Genomic DNA, 23,848 nt, shown 5'->3' on the forward strand with positions numbered 1-23,848 from the left:
TGCTCTCTGTAAAGATGGTTTATACGTTTTCCTATTATTATTATTATTATTATTATTATATATAGACCAATTATTAAAGTTTTAAATTACAGTAAGTCTGCTAATCTAGTAACTTTTAAATTGATATCAGAGGAGAAAAATTAATTACCGGGGCTTTAGGTAATGATTTAGAGGATGGGCTACAGTTCATACCATTATTCATCCAAATCAGCAGGTATTTATTATACCAAAGGGATTGTAGCAAGAAACTCGAGTTTTGTAAATAATCCTTGGGAAACAGATACGAGATTAAGACCCATAAGAATACAGTAGAGGTCCTGTTTTTAATGATTATTATATTTAGTAACTTTTAAAGATTACCCGTTATTTCTTAATAACTTTGCAGGCTCAAATTATGTGTTGAACATGGAAATTGCTAATTATACCCTAAAGGAATATTTTGATCAAAAAAAGTCGCCTTGCCTTTCTTTTAATGTTTACAGCTTAAATGATCCCGCTGTAAAAAAAGATGAAAAATTACACAGAAGTGATTATTTTCAAGTCATTTTATTGCAGGAGGGAGAAATAAGTCAACATATCGAACATGAAAGTTTTCAATTATTAAACAATCAGATTTCAGTAGTGTTTCCGCATCAAATCAATGCTTTTGAGTTAGATGAAAATGTAAACGGTATTGTGGTTCAGTTTGATGAAGTGTTGTTTTGTTCCGACTTATTAAAAAATGAGCTAATTTCATACAGCAACGATTTAATGAATAAATTAAATCATGTGGTTTTAGAGGGTGATACCTTTTCGAAAATAAATCATTATGCTGTTCAAATTCTAGATTTGTTTAAAAATCTGTCTCCTATAAAAAAGGAACAAATTCGATTTTATATAAAAATCATGCTTCTTGAGATTATTGAGGCTGCACATCAAAATTATAAAGGTTTTCAAGCCCCAGATCAATTAGATTATTTTGCACGATTTAAAACTTTAATCGAAGCAAATTACAAATCAAAGCGCACAGTAACGTATTACAAAGACGAGCTTCAAATTACCTCTAAGAAGTTAAATGAAATTTGTAAGAGTAAAACAGGAAACACAGCGTTAACCATTATTCACGAGCGTATTCTTACCGAAATAAAACGATTACTTATATTCTCTGGTAAAAATCATAAAGAAATTGCATACGAGTTAGGTTTCGATTCCCCCTCGGCTTTAAATAAGTTTGTTTATGCTAAACTTAAAGAAACGCCAAGCGAACTTAAAGAATCGTTGTCTCAAATTTATAAGTATTAGTACAGTTTTTATAATCAAAAGCCTTCTTGCCTAATTTAATTTTGCCTCATCAAAAAAATATACAAGATGAGTAAATTATTTATAGCAAGTGAAGTTTTCCATGGTGTTGGTACTTTGGAAGAATTAAAGAATATTAAAGGACAGAAAGCGGTTCTTGTAACCGGAGGAAGTTCAATGAAAAAAAGCGGTGCTTTAGACAAAGCTGTTGCCTATTTAAATGAAGCAGGCATTGAAACTAAAGTTTTTGAAGGCGTTGAAGAAGATCCGTCGTCAGCAACATGTTTAAAAGGAGCTGAGGTAATGCAAGCATTTCAGCCAGATTGGATTGTTGGTATTGGAGGGTGTTCAGCTATCGATGCAGCAAAAATGATGTGGGTGTTTTATGAATATCCAGATGCAGATTTCGATGCTATGACCAAACCGTTTTCGGTTCCAACTCTAAGAACTAAAGCTAAATTCGTAGCTATTCCTTCTACAAGTGGAACAGGAACTGAAACTACAGGATTAGCTGTAATTACAGATCGTGAAAAAGGTGTTAAATACCCAATCGTTTCTTACGAATTAACTCCAGATATTGCTATTGTTGATGGTGAAATTTGTTCAACAATGCCAGCTCACGTAACATCAAACACTGGCTTAGATGCCTTAACACACTGTGTTGAAGCTTACGTTTCAAATATTGATGATAACTATGCAGATGCTTTATCAAAAGGAGGCTTAGAGATTGTATTTAATAACCTAAAAGAAGCTGTAAACAATCCTGAAAACTTAAAAGCACGTCAAAACATGCATGATGCGTCATTTATGGGTGGGTTGGCTTTTAACAATGCATGGTTAGGTATTGTACACTCATTATCTCACCAAGTAGGTGCGCTTTACGGTATTCCTCACGGTGCATCGAACGCTATTTTTCTACCAAACGTTATTCGTTTTAATGCTAAAGTATCTGAGCGTTTCCCAGATTTAGCAAAAGTAATTGGTAAGGAAACAGCAGAAGATTTAGCTGTAGCGGTAGAAACTTTAAGAGCAGATGTAAATAACCAAGCGACAATTAAAGAATTCGGAATTTCTAAGGAAGATTGGGAAAAGAATTTAGATTATATAGCAAACAATGCTTTCTTAGATCCTTGTACAGGTTTTAATCCAAGAAAACCAACCGTAGAGGAATTAAAAGAGATTTATAACGCATGTTATAATGGAGAAGTAGTTAATTTCTAAAATAGAAGTTAGATTAGTAGGTAGGAAATCCAGTTCAATTGAGCTGGATTTTTTTGTTACGTGACTTTTAAATGTAGCAATAACTATGACGTGTATTTTCAAAAATTAACATCAATTTATAACGTAACATGTCTTAGTTCTCTAAAATAAAGAGTTACTTTACAATCGTGTTTAAGGAGATAAGACATAGTAGAATTGTAGTTGCTTTTTGGGGGTGTATGGCTTTATATTTATTGAATATAAGCGTAGATCCAGCCGATATTCAACCAGATTATATCCCTGAAGATTTATCTTTTAATGATCAGGAGAGTATAATTGAAATTGTTGTAGAAAAAGTGTTTGGTTACGAGGATGCTTTTGAGGAATATGACGATCCGGATACTGAAGAACACAATCATGCTAAACCCTTAAAGATTGATTTAGGGATGGTTTTTTCAGAAGATAAATCATATGAATTGTTTTATACAACTGCTACACATCAAATTTTTTTCCATTATAAGTCGGGATTGACCATGGGCGTCTTCGATATAGATACTCCGCCACCTAAAGTTTAATTTGTTTTAATAGATATTAAACCATGCCTTAAATAAGGTGTGAACATCTTACTAATTTTTAAAAGCAAATTTAATATGAATTTAAATAAAAAATGTATGCTAATGGTAACATTGGCATTATCAATTAGTGCCTTTGCACAACATAAAAAAACGATTTTAAATACAGATTTAGAAACTTCGGAAGCATCATCAGATTTACTCGTTAAGATAGAACACGCCGAACCTTTATTTATCGATTTAATACGTGATCTTGGTGCTCGAAAAGGCGAACGGGAATGGAACTTAGGTTTGGGAATGACCGATAATTTAAGTTTCGATACCTATGAGGCTCTTGTTGAATACGAATGGGCCCCAATAAACCGATTAGGATTGGAAGTCGAATTTCCTTTTACGTTTTATGCACCGGGTAGCGGGTCGCAAAATAGTGCTATACCTTCAAACCGTTTAAATAGTATAAAAATAGCGACGCAATGGTCTTTTCTTGTGAATGAAAAAATGGCCACATCAATGGCTATCGGCTACATTAATGAATTTGAGTTATCGGATTTTAAAAGCTTTGGTTCTCCTTTGATAACGGGAAATGTTTATAATCCTTTCTTGGTTGTAGCAAAGCGTTGGGGGAGCCAATTTCATTCGTTAATTTATACTGGACCAATGATTGCTCAGCATTTTGAAACCAAAGAATTTCATACCACCTATGATATAAATACAAGTTTTCACTACATGATTGCAGGTACGCGTAATTTTATAGGTGTAGAGTTTAACAAAACATTCGATAATGAGGATTTTGATATGACGATTCGTCCACAAATGCGTGTTGGAGTCATAGATAATTTGTTAATTGGTATTATTGCTGGAATTCCTGTAAACAGAGAAAATGAACGTTTGAGTTCTTTTTTAAGACTAATCTGGGAACCCAAACATAAAGGGTAATTAAGTTGTCTGACTAAAAGAAGTTGCCTTTTCAGCAACTTCTTTTAGATTATAGAATTAAATTTCCTGTTTTGTCCTTATTCTATAGGTGCATCGTTGTCCTCCAGACACAATATGTTCCATGCGTTCAACAATAAATTCATCGCCTAATAGTTGTTTAAAGTTGTTTAATTCACTTTTACAAAACCCTTGACATTCGGTAGCTGCCGCACAAATAGGGCAGTGGTTTTCAATTAAAAAATAGTCGTTGTTTTCCTTTTTCCATTCAGCCAGATAGCCTTCTTTAGAACGTATTTTACTTAATTTATCTAAGCGGTCTTCAAGCGTATTACTGTTCTTAAGAGCTGTGTTGTAAATATCAAATACTTTAGATTCACGGTCGTTTATGAGTAGTTCTAAGGCGTTATTTCCTAAAAGCTTTTTTACAGATTGTAGTAATTCTACTGTAACCTGAGCATGAGCATCAGGGAATTCAGAAGCACTTTGTTTACTTAGTGAATAATAGGTGACAGGTCTTCCAACACCTTCACTTTTTGAGGTTGTTATTACTAAATTTTTCTTGATTAGTTTAACTAGATGTAAACGCGCACCTTCTTTAGTTATCCCTAATTCTGTAGCTAAGGCGTTTAAAGTGGTTTCGCCTTGCATTTTTAGAATCATTAAAATGTTTTCTGCCGCTGTTTTCTTCATTTTTACAACAAAATGATTGTTTTATTTATAATGTAAAGGTATTAAATAATAATTAAATTGACATTTTAGTATGTTTGGCAACAATAAAACAAGTTTTTACTTGTTTTATTGTTGCGTTCCTTATACCTTTGTGATATTAATAATTCAAAAAAATTGAAAATTATGAGTTTTACACTACCAGAGTTACCATATGCATATGATGCTTTAGATAACTATTTTGATAAAGAAACAATGACCATTCATCACCAACGTCACCACCAAGGATACGTAAACAACCTAAATCAGGCTGTTATTGATGGTGGTCTAGAAGGTGAAAGTTTAGAGAGTCTTTTGCGTAACGTTAGTAAATACAGTACGGCGGTTAGAAATAATGGAGGAGGTCACTATAATCACTCATTATTCTGGAGTATATTATCGCCATCACCAAAAACAGCACCTGAAGGGAAATTAGCAGAAGATATTAATAAGGTTTTTGGAAGTTTAGATGGATTGAAAGAACAATTAAGTCAGGCTGGTTTAAAACAGTTTGGTTCAGGTTGGGCTTGGTTGTATGTTAAGCATAATGGTACGCTTGCTGTTTCAGGAACAGCAAATCAGGATAACCCATTAATGGATACAAATATCACAGATCAAGGGTTTCCAATTTTAGGGGTAGATGTATGGGAACATGCTTATTACTTAAAATACCAAAATAAAAGAGCAGATTATTTAGAGGCTTTTTGGTCTGTTTTAGATTGGTCTGCCGTTGAAAAGAAATATGAAGACGTACTTGCAGCAACTTTATAGTATCTTAAATCTTAATGCTGCTGGCAAGGTAACTTTGGGTTGCCTTGCCTTTTTTTATTATGGAAGAAGATATATTTAAAAATAAAGTCCGAAGTAATGGTATTGTAACGGTAGATTTAGAAGATTACAGACCTCTTGATAAAAGTTTGTTTTTTGATATAAAAGATGGCTTATACATGGAAATGCTCTTGAAGGAAAAGGAGTTTAAAGCATTTTTATCTGAAGTGGATTGGAAAATCTATAAAAACAAACCGGTAGCTATTGGTTGTACTTCTGAAGCCATTGTGCCCACTTGGGCTTATATGCTTGTTGCCGAAAAGCTAAGTGAGGTTGCTTCAATAATAGATTTTGGTACAACAGAGCAATTGGATATTATGCTTTGGAAACAAAATATTCTATCTGAAGATTTTACACATCTTACCAATCAAAAAGTGGTTATTAGGCAAAGTCAACATGTCCCAGCAGAGTTGTACATAGCCATTACAAATAAATTAAAACCTTTAGTTAAAACATTAATGTATGGTGAAGCAGGATTGCCCAAGGTGATTTTTAAAAGCAAAAATTAGATATGACATGTAAAATTTAATAAAAATTCTTGTAATATCTTTAAAACTTCATCGTCTAAGGCAAAGTGTAATTTTTATAACACTAAAAGCTATTTAATTTAGAACCGCATGAAGCGCATATTTAAAGTCTTATTAGGCTTAATTTTATTACTTTTTCTCACAACTATGATCATACTTAATCAATCCAAATTTGGTCAATTACCAATGGGAGAGCGTTTAGAGCGCATTAAAAAATCACCTAACTATCAAGACGGAGCTTTTAAAAATTTAAGTGAAACCAATGTTATGACGTCTGATAAAGGTTCGTTTCGGGTGATGTGGGATTTTATGTTTTCTAAAAAAGTAGATGTAAACCCTCAAGATATATTGCCTTACGTTGAAACTAATATCAAGGCATTAAATGATAAAGAAGATGTATTGATATGGTTTGGTCATTCGTCATATTTTATGAGATTGGATGGTATAGCGTTTTTAGTCGATCCGGTATTTTGTGGTTATGCAGGACCATTCTCTTTTATGAACAAAGCCTATCAAGGAGCAAATAGTTATGACGTAGATGACCTGCCTGAAATTGATTATTTGATTATTTCGCATGACCATTGGGATCATCTAGATCATGAAACTGTGGTTAAATTAAAACCTAAAGTAAATCAGGTGGTTTGTGCTTTAGGTGTAGGGCAACATTTGGAATATTGGGGATACGATGTTTCTAAGATTAAAGAATTAGATTGGTTTGAAGCAGCTACTTTCAGCAATGTTAGTCTTACGGCAACACCAGCGCGTCACTTTTCAGGACGAGGGTTACGCCGTAATAAAACCTTATGGGCATCGTATGTTTTGAAAACCGAAAATTACAATTTCTATATAGGGGGCGATAGTGGTTACGATGCGATTTATAAAGAAATCGGAGAGACATATGGACCGTTTGATTTAGCAATAATTGAACAAGGCCAGTATAGCGAAGATTGGAGCCAGATTCATTTATTACCTAAACAGTTGTTTCAAGTAGCAGAAGAGTTAAATACCTCAAAAGTGTTTCCTGTGCATAATTCAAAATTTGCACTTTCCAGCCACTCTTGGTATGAGCCTTTAGATGAAGCTTCTAAAAATAAAGCCAAAGAAATATCTTTGATTACACCAATAATAGGAGAAGTTGTAAACTTTCAGGATACTACACAAACCTTTTCAACTTGGTGGAAAAACTTAAAATAGAGAAATGTAAAAGTAAAGTTTGAATTTCTTAACTTTGCATTATGGCAGAATTAAAAGAAAGATCGGTTTCAGAGTTCAATAATGAACTTAAATTAAAAGGATTCAACATTTTTCAAATTGAAAAAGACGGCAACGCTACTAAGGTGTATAGTCGTAAAGATTTCTATAAAATCTGTTTAACAACGGGGAAAAGCATCATTCACTATTCCGATAAAAGTTATGAGGCCGATGATACGATTTTGTTCTTCGGGAATCCGCATGTGCCATATTCATGGGAAACATTATCAACGACTTACGTGGGGTATACCTGTTTGTTTTCAGAAGAATTTTTAAAATTATCCGATCGTTCTGAGAGTATTCTACAATCCCCATTATTTAAATTTGGAGGAACACCCATCCTAAAGATTTCAAAGGAGCAACGTGAGTTTTTAAATCGTATTTTCGAAAAAATGATTGAAGAACAGTCATCTGACTATGCACATAAAGATGATTTGATTCGAAATTATATACAACTTATAATACATGAGGCTTTGAAGATGGAACCTTCAGAGAATTTTGAACAACACATGAATGCTTCAGAGCGTTTAACCACCGTGTTTTTAGAATTACTGGAACGACAGTTCCCTGTTGAAAGTGCCGATAAACCCTTAGGTTTAAAAACAGCCAAGCATTTTGCTGATAATCTTTCTGTGCATTCTAATTCCTTAAACAGAGCAGTAAAAGAGGTGACGGGTAAGCCTACATCAGCACATATTTCCGAAAGAATTGCTCAAGAGGCTAAAGCTTTATTGCATCATACCAATTGGAATATTAGTGAGATTGCTTATGCCTTAGGTTTCGATTATCCTACATACTTTAATAACTTCTTTAAAAAGCAGACAGGAACCAATCCTAAGACCTTTAGAATGGAGGCTGTTTGAATTTCTTAATTTTTGGTTTGATTTTCGTTAACACCTAGGTCGACTTTGGGTGTAATTTTGTACTATAATTTTTAAGCAAAGATTATGAGTGCAGAAAAGGAACATACAAAAACCCCAAATATTTTTGATAGAATATTGTCTGGAGAAGTCGTGTCTTTTAACGACCCCGACTTTTATCAACTTGCAGAGCAGTCCGAACGTGCTATTGGTTTGTTGGTAGACTTGAATGCTTCAAAATCACTTGAGGATATTAGAACACATTTAAGTCGTATCACAGAACAAGAAGTAGATATTTCTACTACAATTTACACACCCTTCAGTATTAATTATGGTAGGAATCTAAAATTAGGCAGGAACATTTTTATCAATCAAAATTGTCAAATGTTAGACTTGGGTGGTATAATCATTGAAGATGATGTGATGATTGGCCCTCGCGTAAATTTATTATCAGAAACCCATCCTATAGAACCTGATCTAAGAGAGGCGCTTATAGGTAAACCAATACATATTAAACAACATGCCTGGATAGGAGCTGGCGCAACTATTCTCCCGGGAGTAACTGTAGGAAAGCATTCGGTGGTTGCAGCAGGAGCTGTTGTTTCTAAAGATGTTCCCGATCGCGCTGTAGTAGCTGGAGTTCCAGCAAAAATTATGAAATCAATTTAATACTAAACTAAATGAAACATAAAGTATTACTCGCTGTACTATTAATAGGTGCGGTAGTATTTGGTCAAACAAAGTCAAATAAAAATTTAAAAAACATGAGTACAACAGCAGAACATTATACGTTTAAATTAAGCGATAAAGTAAATAGAGAAAAGGTATCGTTTAAAAATCGTTACGGAATTACATTAGCAGGTGATCTATACACACCTAAAAATAAAGAAGGAAAATTGGCAGCACTAGCTATTAGCGGACCTTATGGTGCAGTAAAAGAACAAGCTTCAGGGTTATATGCGAATCAAATGGCAGAACGTGGATTTATGGTGTTAGCTTTCGATCCGTCTTACACAGGAGAAAGTGGCGGAGAACCACGTCATGTATCTTCACCAGATATCAATACTGAGGATTTTAGCGCAGCGATCGATTTTCTTGGATTACAAGATAATGTAGATAGAGAAAAATTAGGGATTATAGGAATTTGTGGATTTGGAGGATTTGCGCTTAATGCTACAGCAGTAGATAAACGTGTAAAAGCCGTAGCTACAACCAGTATGTACGATATGTCTAGAGTAACCGCACAAGGGTATTTCGATTCTATGACACCTGAACAGCGTACAGAAATGTTAGAGCAACTAAGTGCAAAGCGTTGGGTAGATGCTGAAAATGGAACATCGGCCTTATCAGGATTAGGATTACCAGAAAAATTAGAAGGAGGGGAACCTGAGTTTGTTCAAGGGTATTTTAACTACTATAAAACAGAACGCGGATTCCACCCAAGATCAATTAATTCAAACAGCTCTTGGACAGTAACAACGCCATTATCTCTAATGAATATGCCAATTTTAACATACATTAAAGAGATTTCACCAAGACCAATCTTAATTATAGCGGGAGAAAATGCACACTCACGCTATTTTAGTGAAGACGCTTACAAAGAAGCAAACGAGCCTAAAGAATTAATAATTATTCCTGGTAAAGTGCATACCGATTTATACGATCAATTGGATGTTATTCCATTTGATAAATTAGAAACATTCTTTACTGAGAATCTTAAATAATGAATTTAACATATGGCCCTTTTACAGGGTCATATTTTTTCTTTAGAAGTTTTTCTAATTTAATATTCTGATAAAAATGAAAACCTTGTTACTACTTTCATTATGCGGATTTATAGGTTTCTTCTCTGTAAATTGGGAAGTAAATAGTACGGAGGTTAATCAACAAAACATCATGGAAAATATGAAACTAAAAATCACTTTTGAAGATACAGAGCTTACAGCAGTTATTTATGATAATGCAACAACAAGAGACTTTATTGCTTTATTGCCTATAACGACAGAATTAGAGGATTATGCAAGAAATGAGAAGATCTTCTATCCGGAAAGAAAGTTGACGTCAGAAGGTGCTCCTAGCGGTTACAAGCCATCAAAAGGAGATATTACGTATTATGCCCCTTGGGGCGATGTGGCGATATTCTATAAGGATTTTGGCCATGCAAATGGATTAATAAGTTTGGGGATGATTGATAATAATGGTATCGAGAAACTTAAAGACGTTGGTGGAGTCTCTGTAACTTTTGAATTAGTTCAAGATTAGAGAAGAGTAATTGTTTGAATTTTATAAGGATTAGATTGAATAGTTTAAATAAAGCAGGGATTAAAATTGTAAATTAGTGAGACTTTTTTAGGGGTTAATATGTTGATGTTTAGCGCTTAAAATAAAGTGTAAGAAAGTCGAAACAGGAAATATTTAAATAGTTAGTATAAATGAAATATTTAAGTCGTACCATTTTAGTATTAATAATTTCTACATTAGGATTATTTCAAAGTTGTAAGCAAAAAGCAGAAACAACTTCAAATGAAAAACAAAATCAAGTTGTAGAGAAAGAAAGTAGCAACTTAGATTTTATCTTCCCTAAAGGCCAAAAAGGACCTGATAAATTTTTTACAGGAAATGCTTATAACACGGGGTTGGTGGCTATGGATTCAACCTATACAACCTTGGTTGGGAATGTCTATTTCGAGCCTGGTGCCCGTAGTAACTGGCATACCCACCCAGGAGGACAAATATTGATTATTACGGATGGTGTAGGCTACCATCAACTGGAGGGAGAACCTATTCAAATTATGAAAAAAGGAGATGTGGTTAAGTGTCCTCCAAACAAAAGGCATTGGCACGGAGCAAGCCCAAACCAAGGGTTGCAGCAAATGTATATCGTACCTAATACCGAAAAAGGCATTGTTAATTGGATGGAAGCTGTAACCGATGAACAGTATAATAACTTGTAAATTCTAAATAAATGAAAAAGCATGCTAAACCACAGGAAGAGCTAAACTCAAGGAGAAGTTTTATTAAGCAGTCTGGAACTCTAGGCGCAGGTATGATGCTAATGGGTGCGACCCCGTTTGAAGGACATTCAAGTACAAATAGTAAGCTGGAACAAGAAAATATGATAGATATAAGTAAGAATATTAAAACTAAAAGTTATGCTGCTTTTGATGAGTCTGGTAAGCTAAGCCCATGGGAATTTGAGCGCAGACCTGTAGGCGATGATGATGTTTTAATCGATATTAAATTTGCGAGTATTTGTCATTCCGATATTCATCAAATGAAAGGGCATTGGGGACCTCAAAAATATCCACAGGTACCTGGTCACGAAATCGTAGGTATTGTTGCTGCCGTTGGTAAAAATGTTACCAAGTTTAAGGTTGGAGACAGAGCGGGTGTTGGTTGTATGGTGGACAGCTGTATGGAATGTGACAACTGTACCCACGGCGAAGAACATTATTGCCAAAACGGACAAACCTTATTCACTTACGGATATCCTACGAATGCCGAACCAACAGGGATTTCTCAGGGAGGTTATTCAGATAAGATTGTAGTTCGAGATCATTTTGCGGTTCATATTCCAGAACATATTAGTTTTGAAGAAGCTGCCCCATTATTGTGTGCTGGTATTACAACGTATTCCCCTTTAATGAAAGCGAATTTCAAAATAGGAGATAAAGTAGGTGTTGCAGGTATTGGAGGTTTAGGGCACATGGCTGTAAAACTTGCTGTGGCTAAAGGTGCTGAAGTATATGCCTTTACTACGTCCGCAGATAAAGTTTCGGATATAAAATCTTGGGGAGCTAAAGAAGCGATTGTGGTAGACTCCTTAGACAAGTTACAACCTTGGAGAGGAAAGATGGATTATATGATATCTACCATTCCTTATGCTTACGAAATGTCGTCTTATATGGATTGTGTGAAGCCTAACGGATTTTTTACTCAGGTAGGAGTTCCAATAGGGGGGCAATACACGGTCAATAACTTCAATATGATGTTTAATAGAGTGAACTACAATAGCTCGCTAATTGGAGGAATTCCCGAAACTCAGGAAGTCGTTCATTTCTGTGCCGATAACGGTATTAAACCAGAAATAAAAATAATAAAAGCAAATCAAATCAATCAAGCATGGGACGATGTGTATAACAAAAAGGCACGCTACCGTTATGTGATTGATGCGGCTACATTTTAATAGATAATAAAATAAAAATCAAATGAAAATATATAAAAACGGAACAATTCCTTCAATGAAAGGACCAGAAGAATGGTTTACGGGCGATGTAATTGTAGATCCATTATATCAAAATATTGAAAATGTCACTAAAGGTGCTGCAGCGCTTGTAACCTTTGCGCCTGGCGCAAGAACGGCTTGGCATACACATCCTGCTGGGCAAACATTAATTGTGCAATCAGGTTTAGGTTGGATTCAAAAGGAAGGCGGTCCCGTAGAAGAAATTCGTCCTGGAGATATTGTATACTTTGAGCCTAATGAGAAACACTGGCATGGCGCATCGGCAACCAAAGCCATGAGTCATATTGCGATTCAGGAAGAAGTGAATGGCGAAGTGGTTACCTGGATGGAGAAAGTATCAGACGAACAATATTCAAAATAAAATCATGCCACATATTCAGGTTAAATTACTTGAAGGAAAAAGCGAAGCCCAAAAACAGGAATTAACAAAAGCGCTAATAGAAGCAGCTCAGAAGGTTTTTTGGTTTTGGTGAAGAATCATATTCGGTGAGCATTGAGGATTTCTCATTGCAATCGTGGAAAGAAAAGATATATCCAGACGATATTATGGGTAATGAAACTATACCAGGGTATAACATGTAAAAGAAATTATGAGTAGTAAATTAACAAAAGAAGATATTCAGGAAATAGCCCAACGCAACGATTTTCATATCGCACCCTTTCGTGAAGATGGGAAAACTTATGGAACCCTTACATGGATTTGGGTTGTAGAAGTTGATGGGGACCTTTATGTTAGAGCATATAACGGTACAGCATCTCGATGGTATGATGCGGCTTTAAAACAAAAAGCAGGAAAAATAAAAGCGGCAGGTAAGGAGTATGCTGTACACTATGAACCTATTTCAGGAGAAATTAATAATCAAATCGATGAAGCTTATAAGGTTAAATATGCCACGAGTCCTTATTTAAATTCTATGATTAGCGATCGAGCAAAAGCAGCTACAATTAAAATAGTAAAGTAATGTATGGAAGAAAGACAACAAGGGCTTTTGGCTATCATATCAGCTAATACCATTTTTGGTCTTAACATACCCGTAACTAAGGCGCTTATGGAGCAATGGATGACACCAATGGGCTATACAACAACAAGAATGTTTTTTGGAGCCATCTTATTTTGGTTATTGGGAACAGTTGTAAAAGATAGTAAAGTTGAAAAGCGAGATCTTCCGATTTTAATTATAGGTGGTTTAATTGGGTTTATAGGAACCCAGTTTTTATTTTCTCAGTCACTTAAATACACCTCACCTGTAATTTTTTCTTTGCTAATGGCACTAACACCGGTAGTAGTTTTAGGGCTTTCAAAGTTGTTTCTTAATGAGTTTGTTTCTAAAATAAAAATATTAGGTATTATCATTAGTATTTCAGGAGCGGCATTAATTATTCTCTTAAATGCTACACAAGAAAGTGCAGGGAGTAATAATACGCTAGGTATTTTATTTGCTGTGTTATGTGTGTGTTGCTATGCGGGGTATTTGGTATTGACTAGAACTATTTCGGTAAAATATAAACCGATTACTATCGCTAAATGGATGTTTTTAGTATCTGCTCTTGTAGCTTTACCATTTAGTGGTAGTAGTTTACAAAATCAGGCAATATATTCTGAAAATGCGACTTTGCAAACCTATGGTTATTTAATATTTGCACTGCTTTTTTCAACAACATTGGCATTTTTTCTTATGCCTTTTGCGTTAAAAAGGCTAGAAGCAAGCACAGTAAGTATTTTTATGAATTTACAACCCATAGTGGCTTCTTTTGTAGCGATTATAGTAGGTCAAGATGTTTTAACTTGGGATAAACCAGTGGCGACAATTATGGTTATTACAGGGGTGTGTTTAGTAACTATGAATTGGAAAAATTCAAAATTAAGAATGGCGTTAGTTAAAGTAAAAAGCTAAGTAAAACTATAAAACTTAAAAATTATGGAAACACTAGAAACAAAAGCGTATGGAACAGAATCAGCAGATGCTCCTATCCAAGACATGAATATTAAGCGACGAACCGTACTAGAAAATGATGTTGAAATAGAGATTTTATATTGCGGTATATGTCATTCAGATTTACATGCACTACACAACGACTGGGGAGCAACTGTTTACCCAATTGTTCCAGGACATGAGATTGTTGGTAAAGTCACTAAAATAGGAGAGAAGGTTTCTAAATTTAAGATAGGTGATCTTGCAGCTATTGGATGTATTGTAGATAGTTGTGGGCATTGTACGCAATGTAATCATGGAGAAGAGCAGTTTTGTGAAGAAGGCTGGACCTTAGTATTTAATGCACCAGATAAACATATTGGGGGAGTAACTTATGGCGGGTTTTCACAAACAATTGTTTGTGATGCAGATTATGTTTTAAAAATGCCTACATTTGATGATTTGGCAGCTGCAGCACCATTATTGTGTGCAGGTATAACCGTATACTCGCCTTTAAAACATTGGCAAGTAGGACCTGGTAAAAAAGTGGGTATAGTAGGTATAGGAGGTCTTGGGCATATGGCGGTTAAAATAGCCAAAGCTATGGGCGCGCATGTTACGGTGTTTACAACATCACAAGATAAAATGGACGATGCAAAACGTTTAGGAGCAGACGAAGCTGTCTTGTCTAAAGACCCAGAGCAAATGAAAGCGCAATCGGGTTTCAATATGGTACTAGATACGGTTTCGGCAAAGCACGATGTGAATGCTTATTTAAATGTGTTAGCTGTAGATGGTAGCTTGGTATTAGTAGGCTTACCAAACGAACCTTTAGAAGTAGGAGCTTTTAACGTAGTAAATGGTCGTAAGAGTTTTTCCGGATCTAATATTGGTGGAATAGCAGAAACACAGGAAATGTTAGAGTTTTGTAAAACGCATAATATTACCGCAGACATAGAATTAATAAATACTTCTGAAATTAATGAAGCTCTTGACCGATTAGAAAAAGGCGATGTTAAGTATCGTTTTGTGATTGATATGAACTCCTAAGAACTGATTAATAGCGCAAATATTAGGAGCATTTTAAGGCGCAGATATTATCTGCGCCTTTTTATTTGTTGGTTATATCTTTAAGTTTTTTAAAAAATGATTTTTTTCGGGCCGAATTAATTCCCCAATCTACAGGAACACTTTGGAATCCCTCATTAAAACTTTCGCCGTCACGTCTAAAATCAAAATAACCCCATGACGCATACGATTCGATGGCAGATTGTAAATTGTTAGATTCCTTATTAAAATCATAATGATCATCTTCATTGAAAACAATAGGTTTTGTGGTGTAGGATTCAGAAGATTTAACCTTATTTACCAGTTTTTTTATTTCTTCGGGGTTGGCTCCGTTTCCGTGAAGAAGAATAAAATCAGAATGTTTTATAATAGAATCTGAAGGCACACGATTCCCACGATAACTGGTACTTACCAGCAATTCATTTTTGCTAAGGTTTTTAACGCGTTTTATAAGTTCTGGAACACGTTTAGGTTTTAATATATCATGATCGTAATGTATATCACATTCGTTATTAATTTCAACCAATATGTTTTTATAACCTTTTTTCAAAATCCAAACTGTAATATTGTCAACCGCATTGATAATGGCTTCCTCATTAGTTAGAAACTGATCTTGCCCAAAGTAGAAGTATCCAAGAATTACTAACATATTTAAGCGATCCGCTGTATCTAATATTTTTTCCAATCGGTGCATGTATTTGTGTCTTAAATTCCCCTTATGATCAAAGGCTGAGTTTTCCCAATCTTTGTTGCCATAGCCGGTAGGGCTTCCTCCTTGTAAGTTTAATGTAAAGGCTAGTAGCCCATGGGATTTCCATGTGGGCATGGCCTTTACAAATTCGTTGGTATTTCTTTCCGCATCCCAGATTTTGGTGTCAGGGTAAATGAAATTTTGTCTGGTAACCGGGTTTAAATCATCGAATATACCTTGAACCATTCTGGAATTAAAGAGTAGTCCTTCAATTTTGTTATGGTTCCAATATCTGTTTTTATAAGTGATTTGATTGTTTATATAAAACGCGTCTTTTTTAATAGAAACATTAGTATTCTTCTTTTTCGTATTTAGAGAAATTGAACTGCATGAAAGCATGACAATTCCTAATAAAATTAATATTGGGCTTTTATAATATTTCATCGTATAGTATTAAAGTCCTTCTACTTCTAAAGTACCTTTAACCTTAAATGCTCCTGAAATAACTTCGGTAGACGTTGCGTTGTTATTTCCTTTAAAACCTGGTTGTTCACCACCAACAAAAAGGGTGAAATTACCAGACTCAATAACCCGTTTTGTTTGCTTATTAATTAATGAAAGCTGTCTTGGAGTAATTGTAAAATTAATGGATTTAGATTCGTTTGGTTTTAAGTGGATACGGTCGAATGCTACAAGCTGTCTAATTGGTCTTGGAGTTGATGCTTTCTCGTCGGTTAAATACACTTGAATAACTTCATCGCCAGAGCGGTTTCCTGAATTTGTAACTTTAACAGATACGTCAAGATTTGCTCCAGCTTTGATTTGCTTTGGAAATATTAAGTCAGAATATTTAAACGTCGTATAACTTAAGCCATATCCGAAAGGATAAAGCGGCTCGCCTTCAAAATAGCGATAGGTTCTCCCTTTCATGTTGTAATCTTCAAAAGGTGGTAAATCACCTAGTGAATTGTAATAGGTAATGGGTAATCTTCCAGCAGGGTTATAATCTCCAAAAATGACATCTGCCAGCGCATTTCCGCCTTCTTCACCAGGATATCCCACATTAATAATGGCATCTACATGTTCCTTTGCCCAATTAATAGCCAGTGCGCTTCCCGCATTAATAACTAAAATTACGGGCTTACCAGTGGCTTTTATGGCTTTAAGTAGTTCGGTTTGTTGTTGTGGTAAATCTAAGTCTTTTTTATCACCACCTTCGCCTTCCAAACGCTGTGATAATCCTAATACGACAACAGAAAGATCTGCATTGTTAGCTATTTCAACGGCTTCTTGAATTTTATTCGTATCTGTTCTGGCCCAAAGCATTTGTGCCAAAGCATTGGTTTCATCACTAGAATATCTAACCTCAATTTCATATTTTTTTCCTGCTTTTAGGTTTAAAATGCTTGTGGCGTATTTAGGGTGATGCGCAGAACCTTTACCATTAGTAATATCTTGTCCTTCAATTTTTAAGGACATCCCTCGTTTTGATAAAATTGCTAGTTCATAAGAACCTGATGTTTGTGGCACCAAGTAACCTTTCCAAAGTACCGAGAAGTTATCGTCTAATTCAACAGAGATCGGATCGTTTTGCCATGAAAAATCAATATTATCATCTATACGTTGTAAAACTGGTGAGCCATCCCATTTAACATTATTAAAATATGAAGCCTCTAAACCTTGTTTACCGTCAAGAGTTTCAAAAAACACAGAAGGAATGGGCTTCAAGTTTAATTTTTCTTCCGAAAGGTGACAGCCTTCAGCATATGATATTTCAATAACAGGCTCCACTTTATTTTTTAAGCCTGTTAAAAAGGTAACCGGATTTTTAGGAGTACCATGGTAGTTACCTAAAAGTGATTCCCAATTGTCTGCATTCGGACCAATAATGGCAATTTTGTTAAGTTTATTTTTGTCTAACGGCAATAAATTATCGCTGTTTTTTAAAAGGATAATACTTTCCAGCGCCGCTTTTTTAGCTAAACTGTTGTTCGCATCGGAACAAACAATGCTATATGGGATTTTTGAAAATTCAACGTCATTTTCACTATCAAACATCCCCAGTTTAAATCGCGCTAACAAGGTACGTTTTACTGCCAAATCTATATCACCCTCACTTACCAAACCTTGTTCTAGAGCTTCAGTTAAATAGTTGTAGTAACTACCGCAGTTTAGGTCACAACCTCCTTTTAGTCCAATGGAAGCAGCTTCGGCTTCGGTTTTTGCTATATGGTGGCCTGTATGAATATCTCGAATAGCACCACAATCGGAGACAACATAACCATCAAAGCCCCAATCGTCTCTTAATATCTTGTTTAATAAGAAATCACTACCGCTACACGATTCACCTCTAAATCGGTTGTAAGCCCCCATGATGGAGTATACCTTAGCATCAATAACTGTTTTTCTAAAAGCTGGTAGATACGTTTCATATAAATCTCTGTCACTTACATCCACATCAAAAGAGTGTCTTAATGCTTCAGGGCCCGAGTGAACCGCAAAATGCTTTGAAGTAGCGATTGTTTTTAAATATTTAGAATCTTCACCTTGAAGTCCTAAAATAAACTGAGAAGCTAACTCTCCTGTTAGAAAAGGATCCTCTCCATAGGTTTCATGTCCGCGTCCCCAACGAGGGTCACGAAATATATTGATATTGGGTGACCAAAAATCGAGGCCCGTGTAGATTCCTCTTTTATTGTTTCTAACAAATTCGTGATGTTTGGCTCTGGCTTCATCGGATATCACATCGCCAATTTCTTTTAAAAGTGACTTATTAAACGAAGCTGCTACAGAAATCGATTGAGGAAATACCGTAGCATAACCGGCTCTAGCAACACCGTGTAAACATTCGTTCCACCAATTATATTGAGGGACCTTTAATCTAGGAATAGCGTCAGCATCATTAACAAGTTGACTAATTTTTTCTTCATTGGTCATCTGGTTAACCAAAATGTCAACTCGTTTTTCAAAGGATAAATTAGTATTTAAATAAGAAAAGTCAATTTCGGTGTTTTGAGCAATGCCTAAATAACTTAAAAATAGAAAAAAGGCAATGAAGCACTTTTTTAAAGCGTTTGGTTTAATATTCATTTAGTTTGGTGTTGGTTAAAACATTTTTTTAGTTAGTTCAATATTAATGAAATCGATTACATTTTGCAAGATTATTTAGATAATTTCCTTTTAAATAAGGTTTAAATGATAGAGTAGGTTGTACATTCAAATACACCTTTTTTCAGATTAGTTTGTTATAATAAAACAAACCTTCAAAGAAATAAGACCGATATGATGCAAAACAGCTTATACTTATTTAAAATTTAACGAAGATATAACTTGTCAATTCGATAAATTATTTGAAGTTTGCAAAAAATATAAAAATCTATAAAATAGCGTATTAAGTCATGCTTAGAGCCTTGTTAGTCATATCTATATGCAGTTTATCATTTGTTTCTTTTGCTAACACTCAAGACACCTTGAGCAACACCATTGAGACACCTCTATATAAACCTTTAATTGAGCGTTACATTCTTGACGAGATAAAGAGTTTAAGGCAGGATAATCAACGTTTAAAGGGAGAACTAGCTAAGCAAATAGCTGAAGCCAGATTAGATTCATCAGATAGAGCCATTCAATATACCACAAGTACGGTAAATAATATCTTTTATATCATAACTGCGGCAGCGTCATTACTTGTGCTTTTGGGATGGCGTTCGTTAAATGATATAAAAAAGAGTATTAAAATTGATACAGCTAAAAAGATACAAACATTAACAGGTGATTATGAAAAAAGGTTGCAACAGATTGAAAATAAAATGGTCGAGCGCTCTAAAATAATTATCAATACGCAACAGGAAATTACTAATACCAATTCTATACATTCTTTATGGATGCGTGCAGGATTAGAAAAAAGTGAAGAAGATAAAATTTCCATTTATGATGAAATTTTAGAGATTAACCCAAACGATATTGAAGCTATGACCTATAAGGCGGATGCTTTATTAGAAATAGGAGAAGTACGCTGGGCTTTAAACCTTTCAAATATAGCTATTGAGCATGATGATGAATATTCTCTAGCTTACTGGCAACGGGCTTGCGCATATGCGCAGTTAGATAGACAAGCTGAAGCTATTAAAGATATTCAAAAGGCAATTTCATTATCAGACACCCTAAACGAAGAAATTCTCAACGAAAAGCATTTTGAAAAGCTTCGAAATAATGAACAATTTCAAGCTTTTGTAAATAAAAACCTGAATGAAGTTGTTGTGTAAAAAAGTAAAAAAAGAGCTCTATAATCAGAGCTTTTTTTTATGGTTTCATAGTTGTATGAAATTGATGTGAATATCACTTTTTTACAATAGATCTAAAGTGTTATTATTACCTGAATTAATATTGTGTATGTTTTCAGAGTTCTAATATTTATTGAGTTTTCTTAATATCACTATTATCGGAATCAGACGAACTTTTAAAGGTTCTTATTTAGACTCAAAAATCATTAATTGTTCACTTATTCGAATTTCTTATTTGTAAATTTAGGTTTACCAAGTAATTTAAGTGTTTCTGTTAGATATGCTGTTAAAGCCTTATCTGCCACCCATTCTTCACGAGACGGATAGCTATCCTCACTTTTATCTAAATAAGTATGTTTATCGTCAAAACGGTTTTGCATGTCTAGTACAACTTGTCCATATTTTAAAACCCATTTTGAAGCTTCTTTACGTATTGATTTGTTATTCGAGAAAGCGGATACCGTGCTGCAAAAGGAGACAAAATTCATGCGTCGGCCTTCGCCCCAATCAGTTCCTAAAGGGTAAAAGATGGCATCCGATTTGGTTTTAAAAATTGTACCCCCCGGAGACTTTACAATGCCACCCGTAATAGAATCTCCTTCTTTAAAATGTAATTCGGTAAATGCTTTATATACTAAATTCAAGTGTCTTCTTAAGGCCTTAGGTGTTGGTGATTTTGCTAATTCAAAAAACCTTACAGCATTAAACTCAAATGGTGAAGTCATATAATCTGGATGGATAAAATGATGATTTACAATGGTGCCATCGTCATTAATATTAGTGCCAACTAACCATTCTTTTAAAGGTTTACCGTTGTATTTTTTGTTAATATCTAAATCGCTGGGACAGGCAAGGGCATTAATATTTAAGAAAATGGTTTTGTTCATCCATTCATTAAATTTAGGATTCTCAGGCATCATGGCACAGGCTACGCTTAATATCAGGCTATCCCAGGCATTTTCCTCGGCACCAGTATCACCAGGACTAATAAAGGCTCCATCGAGGTCTTGGTAGGTTTTTATGGTTGGTAAGTCTTTGTCTTTTATGATCCAATCACATTCGTTGTAAATCATTGCTAATGTTTCCAGTTGGGTGAGTTCATCTAATTTGTCCCACATTATCCATGATGCAAAACTTGTATAACCAGCCCACAACGCAGATTGCCATTTTCTTCCCCAACCTTCGGTAGAGTTAGAAAGGTGCGTATGAACTAAGCTTTTAATTAATTGAATGGTTTTAGCCTGAGCTATTTCTTTGGATACCCCTGTAACTGAACTGTTGTAGAGCCCCATTTTTAATGATGCTGCCAATGCTTCAGCTTCGGCTGCTACAGGTCGAATATAATGTTCAGAGACTCCTTTTAAGTTCAAATAATTGTCCAATGGTGTATTTGAAAAACCACGTTTTTCCCACCAAGATGATAAAGCATATTTATTGGTGTTTAGCAATATTTCTCCCATCATTAGTTGTTGAGGAGAAGTCTTGGACATATTGTGAAAACGACTCCAGTCGATAACTTCAACCAAATCCTTGGCTTGTATTATGTCTGTTGAGAATTGGTTTTTATAGTGTTGCGCCTCTAGAAGTAAAGTATTAAAGCAAATTAAAAGAAAAACGTAGTTTCTTAGTTTATTCATAACAAAAGAAAGCAAATGATAGGTTAAGGTTGCGTTTGAAAAAGGTCTAAATTAAAATAAATACATCAATATAGAAATAAAAGGACTTTTATTGAATGTATGCGCTTTGGTGTTGAACTGAAAATCTTATTGTGTGTTCTAGGCTAGAATTAAAACAAGCCGGTAATTTCACCTTCATCATTAATATCAATATGTTCTGAAGCAGGGTGGGCAGGAAGTCCGGGCATGCGCATAATATCGCCGGTAATCGGAATTAAAAAGCCGGCTCCTGAAGCAATTTCAATTTCGCGAACAGTGATAATAAAATCTTTTGGGCGCCCCAATAATTTGGGATTATCAGATAAGGATTTTTGAGTTTTTGCAATGCACACAGGTAATCCATCTAAACCTAAGTCTGTAATTTTTCTCAGGTGGGCTTTCGCTTTCGTTGTGTAATCTACATGCTCGGCACCGTAAATTTCTTTAGCAATGGTTTCAATCTTATCTTTAACAGAAGATTTCCAATGGTATAAAGGTTTAAAATCCGATGTATTTGATTTCACAACCTCAATAACTTGTTTAGCTAAGTTTATAGCGCCTTCGCCACCTTTTGCCCAGATATCGGCTAATGCAATTTTCACCCCTTTTGAGGTAGCAAATTCTTTTATAATATCAATTTCAGTATCTGTATCACTGGAGAATTTATTGATTGCAATAATAGCCGGTACTTTAAATTTTGTAATATTTTCAAGGTGTTTTTCAAGATTAGGAAGTCCTTTTTTTAAAGCTTCAAGATTTTCTGTTGTTAATGAATTTAACTCAGCTCCGCCGTGGTATTTTAAAGCGCGAATAGTTGTAGTTAATACTACGGCTTTAGGCGTTAATCCGGCACTTTGACATTTAATATCAAAGAATTTTTCGGCGCCTAAATCGAATCCAAAACCAGCTTCAGTTACCGTATATTCCGAATGCGACATCCCCATTAGTGTGGCAATTACCGAGTTGGTTCCTTGAGCAATATTAGCAAAGGGCCCACCATGAATAATTGCAGGATTCCCCTCAATAGTTTGAACTAAATTTGGTTTTATAGCGTCTTTTAATAAGGCGGCCATAGCGCCTTCAGCTTTTAAATCTTTAGCATATATTGGGGTTTTATTAAAGGTATAGCCGATAAAAATATTTCCTAATCGTGTTTTTAAATCAGTAATGTTTTGTGCTAAACAAAGAATAGCCATAATTTCGGAAGCCGCCGTTATATCGAAACCCGTCTCTCTTGGAATACCCGACGTTGTGCCTCCTAAACCTACAATAACACGTCTTAAAGCTCGGTCGTTTAAATCTACCACGCGCTTCCAGCTAATGGTTCTGGGATCTAATTGTAAGGAATTGGTTTTACTTTGAATATTATTATCAATAATCGCAGATAAGAGGTTATGTGCTTTTTCAATTGCCGAAAAATCTCCGGTAAAATGAAGATTGATATCTTCCATAGGTAATACCTGTGAGTATCCGCCACCGGTGGCACCTCCCTTTATGCCAAAAACTGGTCCTAATGAGGGTTCTCTTAAAACCACTGTCGTTTTTTTACCTAACCTGTTTAAGCCTTCAGAAAGGCCAATAGACATCGTGGTTTTTCCTTCTCCGGCCGGAGTTGGTGATATAGCAGAAACTAATATTAAATGGCTTTTTGAGGCGTTTTCTTTATCGATATATTTTAAAGGTAGTTTGGCCTTATACTTTCCGTACATTTCAATGTCCTCAGTATTTACACCAAACTTTTTGGCAATTTCAGAAATAGGCTTTAAGGTAACCGTTTTGGCTATATCTAAATCAGTCATAATCTTATTAGTTTTAGTTCTTTTAAAGTTAAAAAA

General features: G+C 34.9%; 23 protein-coding genes. 18 read left to right on the forward strand and 5 right to left on the reverse strand.

Translation table 11 applies throughout. The annotated features are described in order from the left end of the window. The first annotated feature begins 405 nt into the window (after window positions 1–405). From RBH94_RS12165 to RBH94_RS12180, 4 genes are all read left to right on the forward strand, one after another. A complete protein-coding gene (locus tag RBH94_RS12165; RefSeq protein WP_307881144.1) occupies window positions 406–1,281 on the forward strand; it encodes a helix-turn-helix domain-containing protein in 876 nt (291 codons plus the stop codon). 66 nt (window positions 1,282–1,347) lie between these two features. Continuing rightward, the gene (locus RBH94_RS12170; protein WP_307881145.1) at window positions 1,348–2,499 is read left to right on the forward strand and encodes an iron-containing alcohol dehydrogenase; all 1,152 of its coding nucleotides are present in this window, start codon (window positions 1,348–1,350) and stop codon (window positions 2,497–2,499) included. A 167-nt stretch (window positions 2,500–2,666) separates the two neighbouring features. Then, window positions 2,667–3,053, forward strand: coding sequence for a hypothetical protein (locus RBH94_RS12175; protein ID WP_307881146.1), 387 nt, complete (start codon window positions 2,667–2,669; stop codon window positions 3,051–3,053). 75 nt (window positions 3,054–3,128) lie between these two features. Next, window positions 3,129–3,986 carry an HAEPLYID family protein gene (locus RBH94_RS12180; protein ID WP_307881147.1) on the forward strand — a complete coding sequence of 286 codons (858 nt, stop codon included), beginning with the start codon at window positions 3,129–3,131 and terminating at the stop codon, window positions 3,984–3,986. A 57-nt stretch (window positions 3,987–4,043) separates the two neighbouring features. On the opposite strand, the gene RBH94_RS12185 is transcribed toward RBH94_RS12180, so the two are convergent. Continuing rightward, on the reverse strand, window positions 4,044–4,676 hold the full coding sequence (locus tag RBH94_RS12185) for a metalloregulator ArsR/SmtB family transcription factor (protein WP_307881148.1): 633 nt from the start codon (window positions 4,674–4,676) through the stop codon (window positions 4,044–4,046). A gap of 162 nt (window positions 4,677–4,838) precedes the next feature. Here RBH94_RS12185 and RBH94_RS12190 point away from each other — a divergent pair, with 162 nt between their 5' ends. The 13 genes from RBH94_RS12190 to RBH94_RS12250 all read left to right on the forward strand — a co-directional run bounded on the left by RBH94_RS12190 (window position 4,839) and on the right by RBH94_RS12250 (window position 15,366). After that, window positions 4,839–5,462, forward strand: coding sequence for a superoxide dismutase (locus tag RBH94_RS12190; RefSeq protein ID WP_374047667.1), 624 nt, complete (start codon window positions 4,839–4,841; stop codon window positions 5,460–5,462). Between the two features lie 59 nt (window positions 5,463–5,521). Next, the gene (locus tag RBH94_RS12195) at window positions 5,522–6,028 is read left to right on the forward strand and encodes a DUF2480 family protein (RefSeq protein WP_307881149.1); all 507 of its coding nucleotides are present in this window, start codon (window positions 5,522–5,524) and stop codon (window positions 6,026–6,028) included. A gap of 165 nt (window positions 6,029–6,193) precedes the next feature. Further along, window positions 6,194–7,240, forward strand: a complete 1,047-nt coding sequence (locus tag RBH94_RS12200) for an MBL fold metallo-hydrolase (protein ID WP_307881150.1) — start codon at window positions 6,194–6,196, stop codon at window positions 7,238–7,240. Between the two features lie 41 nt (window positions 7,241–7,281). After that, a complete protein-coding gene (locus tag RBH94_RS12205; protein ID WP_307881151.1) occupies window positions 7,282–8,160 on the forward strand; it encodes an AraC family transcriptional regulator in 879 nt (292 codons plus the stop codon). A gap of 84 nt (window positions 8,161–8,244) precedes the next feature. Beyond that, window positions 8,245–8,826, forward strand: a complete 582-nt coding sequence (locus RBH94_RS12210) for a sugar O-acetyltransferase (RefSeq protein WP_307881152.1) — start codon at window positions 8,245–8,247, stop codon at window positions 8,824–8,826. Between the two features lie 95 nt (window positions 8,827–8,921). Next, on the forward strand, window positions 8,922–9,881 hold the full coding sequence (locus RBH94_RS12215) for an alpha/beta hydrolase (RefSeq protein ID WP_307881153.1): 960 nt from the start codon (window positions 8,922–8,924) through the stop codon (window positions 9,879–9,881). Between the two features lie 85 nt (window positions 9,882–9,966). After that, the gene (locus RBH94_RS12220; RefSeq protein WP_307881154.1) at window positions 9,967–10,419 is read left to right on the forward strand and encodes a cyclophilin-like fold protein; all 453 of its coding nucleotides are present in this window, start codon (window positions 9,967–9,969) and stop codon (window positions 10,417–10,419) included. A gap of 170 nt (window positions 10,420–10,589) precedes the next feature. Then, window positions 10,590–11,111 carry a cupin domain-containing protein gene (locus tag RBH94_RS12225; RefSeq protein WP_307881155.1) on the forward strand — a complete coding sequence of 174 codons (522 nt, stop codon included), beginning with the start codon at window positions 10,590–10,592 and terminating at the stop codon, window positions 11,109–11,111. Window positions 11,112–11,122: 11 nt separating this feature from the next. Then, complete coding sequence (locus tag RBH94_RS12230) at window positions 11,123–12,343, forward strand: NAD(P)-dependent alcohol dehydrogenase (RefSeq protein ID WP_307881156.1); 1,221 nt, start codon at window positions 11,123–11,125, stop codon at window positions 12,341–12,343. Between the two features lie 22 nt (window positions 12,344–12,365). Then, window positions 12,366–12,764 carry a cupin domain-containing protein gene (locus tag RBH94_RS12235; RefSeq protein ID WP_307881157.1) on the forward strand — a complete coding sequence of 133 codons (399 nt, stop codon included), beginning with the start codon at window positions 12,366–12,368 and terminating at the stop codon, window positions 12,762–12,764. 229 nt (window positions 12,765–12,993) lie between these two features. Continuing rightward, the gene (locus tag RBH94_RS12240; RefSeq protein ID WP_307881158.1) at window positions 12,994–13,365 is read left to right on the forward strand and encodes a DUF2255 family protein; all 372 of its coding nucleotides are present in this window, start codon (window positions 12,994–12,996) and stop codon (window positions 13,363–13,365) included. A gap of 3 nt (window positions 13,366–13,368) precedes the next feature. Continuing rightward, the gene (locus tag RBH94_RS12245) at window positions 13,369–14,298 is read left to right on the forward strand and encodes a DMT family transporter (RefSeq protein WP_307881159.1); all 930 of its coding nucleotides are present in this window, start codon (window positions 13,369–13,371) and stop codon (window positions 14,296–14,298) included. Between the two features lie 24 nt (window positions 14,299–14,322). After that, the gene (locus tag RBH94_RS12250) at window positions 14,323–15,366 is read left to right on the forward strand and encodes an NAD(P)-dependent alcohol dehydrogenase (RefSeq protein ID WP_307881160.1); all 1,044 of its coding nucleotides are present in this window, start codon (window positions 14,323–14,325) and stop codon (window positions 15,364–15,366) included. Between the two features lie 61 nt (window positions 15,367–15,427). Here RBH94_RS12250 and RBH94_RS12255 read toward each other — a convergent pair whose 3' ends face one another. Both RBH94_RS12255 and RBH94_RS12260 read right to left on the reverse strand, forming a co-directional pair. Further along, window positions 15,428–16,519, reverse strand: a complete 1,092-nt coding sequence (locus RBH94_RS12255) for a hypothetical protein (RefSeq protein ID WP_307881161.1) — start codon at window positions 16,517–16,519, stop codon at window positions 15,428–15,430. Between the two features lie 9 nt (window positions 16,520–16,528). Beyond that, on the reverse strand, window positions 16,529–19,165 hold the full coding sequence (locus RBH94_RS12260; RefSeq protein ID WP_307881162.1) for a glycoside hydrolase family 3 C-terminal domain-containing protein: 2,637 nt from the start codon (window positions 19,163–19,165) through the stop codon (window positions 16,529–16,531). 308 nt (window positions 19,166–19,473) lie between these two features. On the opposite strand from RBH94_RS12260, the gene RBH94_RS12265 reads away from it, so the two are divergent. Then, window positions 19,474–20,340 (forward strand): hypothetical protein, encoded by an 867-nt coding sequence (locus RBH94_RS12265; RefSeq protein WP_307881163.1) that lies wholly within the window; start codon window positions 19,474–19,476, stop codon window positions 20,338–20,340. 236 nt (window positions 20,341–20,576) lie between these two features. On the opposite strand, the gene RBH94_RS12270 is transcribed toward RBH94_RS12265, so the two are convergent. Then, entirely contained in the window at window positions 20,577–21,995 is a 1,419-nt protein-coding gene (locus RBH94_RS12270) for a hypothetical protein (RefSeq protein ID WP_307881164.1), read from the reverse strand. A gap of 149 nt (window positions 21,996–22,144) precedes the next feature. After that, window positions 22,145–23,812 (reverse strand): formate--tetrahydrofolate ligase, encoded by a 1,668-nt coding sequence (locus tag RBH94_RS12275; RefSeq protein WP_307881165.1) that lies wholly within the window; start codon window positions 23,810–23,812, stop codon window positions 22,145–22,147. Window positions 23,813–23,848: the final 36 nt, after the last annotated feature.

The organism is Aestuariibaculum sp. YM273 (assembly GCF_030908365.1).
GTDB lineage: Bacteria > Bacteroidota > Bacteroidia > Flavobacteriales > Flavobacteriaceae > Aestuariibaculum > Aestuariibaculum marinum.

Bases quoted from the DNA above. Each gene is read 5' to 3' on its own strand.
- RBH94_RS12180 (WP_307881147.1), top strand. From the start codon at position 3,129: ATGAATTTAAATAAAAAATGTATGCTAATGGTAACATTGGCATTATCA.
- RBH94_RS12270 (WP_307881164.1), bottom strand. From the start codon at position 21,995: ATGAATAAACTAAGAAACTACGTTTTTCTTTTAATTTGCTTTAATACT.
- RBH94_RS12185 (WP_307881148.1), bottom strand. From the start codon at position 4,676: ATGAAGAAAACAGCGGCAGAAAACATTTTAATGATTCTAAAAATGCAA.
- RBH94_RS12225 (WP_307881155.1), top strand. From the start codon at position 10,590: ATGAAATATTTAAGTCGTACCATTTTAGTATTAATAATTTCTACATTA.
- RBH94_RS12200 (WP_307881150.1), top strand. From the start codon at position 6,194: ATGATCATACTTAATCAATCCAAATTTGGTCAATTACCAATGGGAGAG.
- RBH94_RS12205 (WP_307881151.1), top strand. From the start codon at position 7,282: ATGGCAGAATTAAAAGAAAGATCGGTTTCAGAGTTCAATAATGAACTT.
- RBH94_RS12255 (WP_307881161.1), bottom strand. From the start codon at position 16,519: ATGAAATATTATAAAAGCCCAATATTAATTTTATTAGGAATTGTCATG.
- RBH94_RS12215 (WP_307881153.1), top strand. From the start codon at position 8,922: ATGAGTACAACAGCAGAACATTATACGTTTAAATTAAGCGATAAAGTA.
- RBH94_RS12260 (WP_307881162.1), bottom strand. From the start codon at position 19,165: ATGAATATTAAACCAAACGCTTTAAAAAAGTGCTTCATTGCCTTTTTT.
- RBH94_RS12240 (WP_307881158.1), top strand. From the start codon at position 12,994: ATGAGTAGTAAATTAACAAAAGAAGATATTCAGGAAATAGCCCAACGC.
- RBH94_RS12195 (WP_307881149.1), top strand. From the start codon at position 5,522: ATGGAAGAAGATATATTTAAAAATAAAGTCCGAAGTAATGGTATTGTA.
- RBH94_RS12190 (WP_374047667.1), top strand. From the start codon at position 4,839: ATGAGTTTTACACTACCAGAGTTACCATATGCATATGATGCTTTAGAT.
- RBH94_RS12165 (WP_307881144.1), top strand. From the start codon at position 406: ATGGAAATTGCTAATTATACCCTAAAGGAATATTTTGATCAAAAAAAG.
- RBH94_RS12230 (WP_307881156.1), top strand. From the start codon at position 11,123: ATGAAAAAGCATGCTAAACCACAGGAAGAGCTAAACTCAAGGAGAAGT.
- RBH94_RS12210 (WP_307881152.1), top strand. From the start codon at position 8,245: ATGAGTGCAGAAAAGGAACATACAAAAACCCCAAATATTTTTGATAGA.
- RBH94_RS12265 (WP_307881163.1), top strand. From the start codon at position 19,474: ATGCTTAGAGCCTTGTTAGTCATATCTATATGCAGTTTATCATTTGTT.
- RBH94_RS12245 (WP_307881159.1), top strand. From the start codon at position 13,369: ATGGAAGAAAGACAACAAGGGCTTTTGGCTATCATATCAGCTAATACC.
- RBH94_RS12275 (WP_307881165.1), bottom strand. From the start codon at position 23,812: ATGACTGATTTAGATATAGCCAAAACGGTTACCTTAAAGCCTATTTCT.
- RBH94_RS12170 (WP_307881145.1), top strand. From the start codon at position 1,348: ATGAGTAAATTATTTATAGCAAGTGAAGTTTTCCATGGTGTTGGTACT.
- RBH94_RS12235 (WP_307881157.1), top strand. From the start codon at position 12,366: ATGAAAATATATAAAAACGGAACAATTCCTTCAATGAAAGGACCAGAA.
- RBH94_RS12250 (WP_307881160.1), top strand. From the start codon at position 14,323: ATGGAAACACTAGAAACAAAAGCGTATGGAACAGAATCAGCAGATGCT.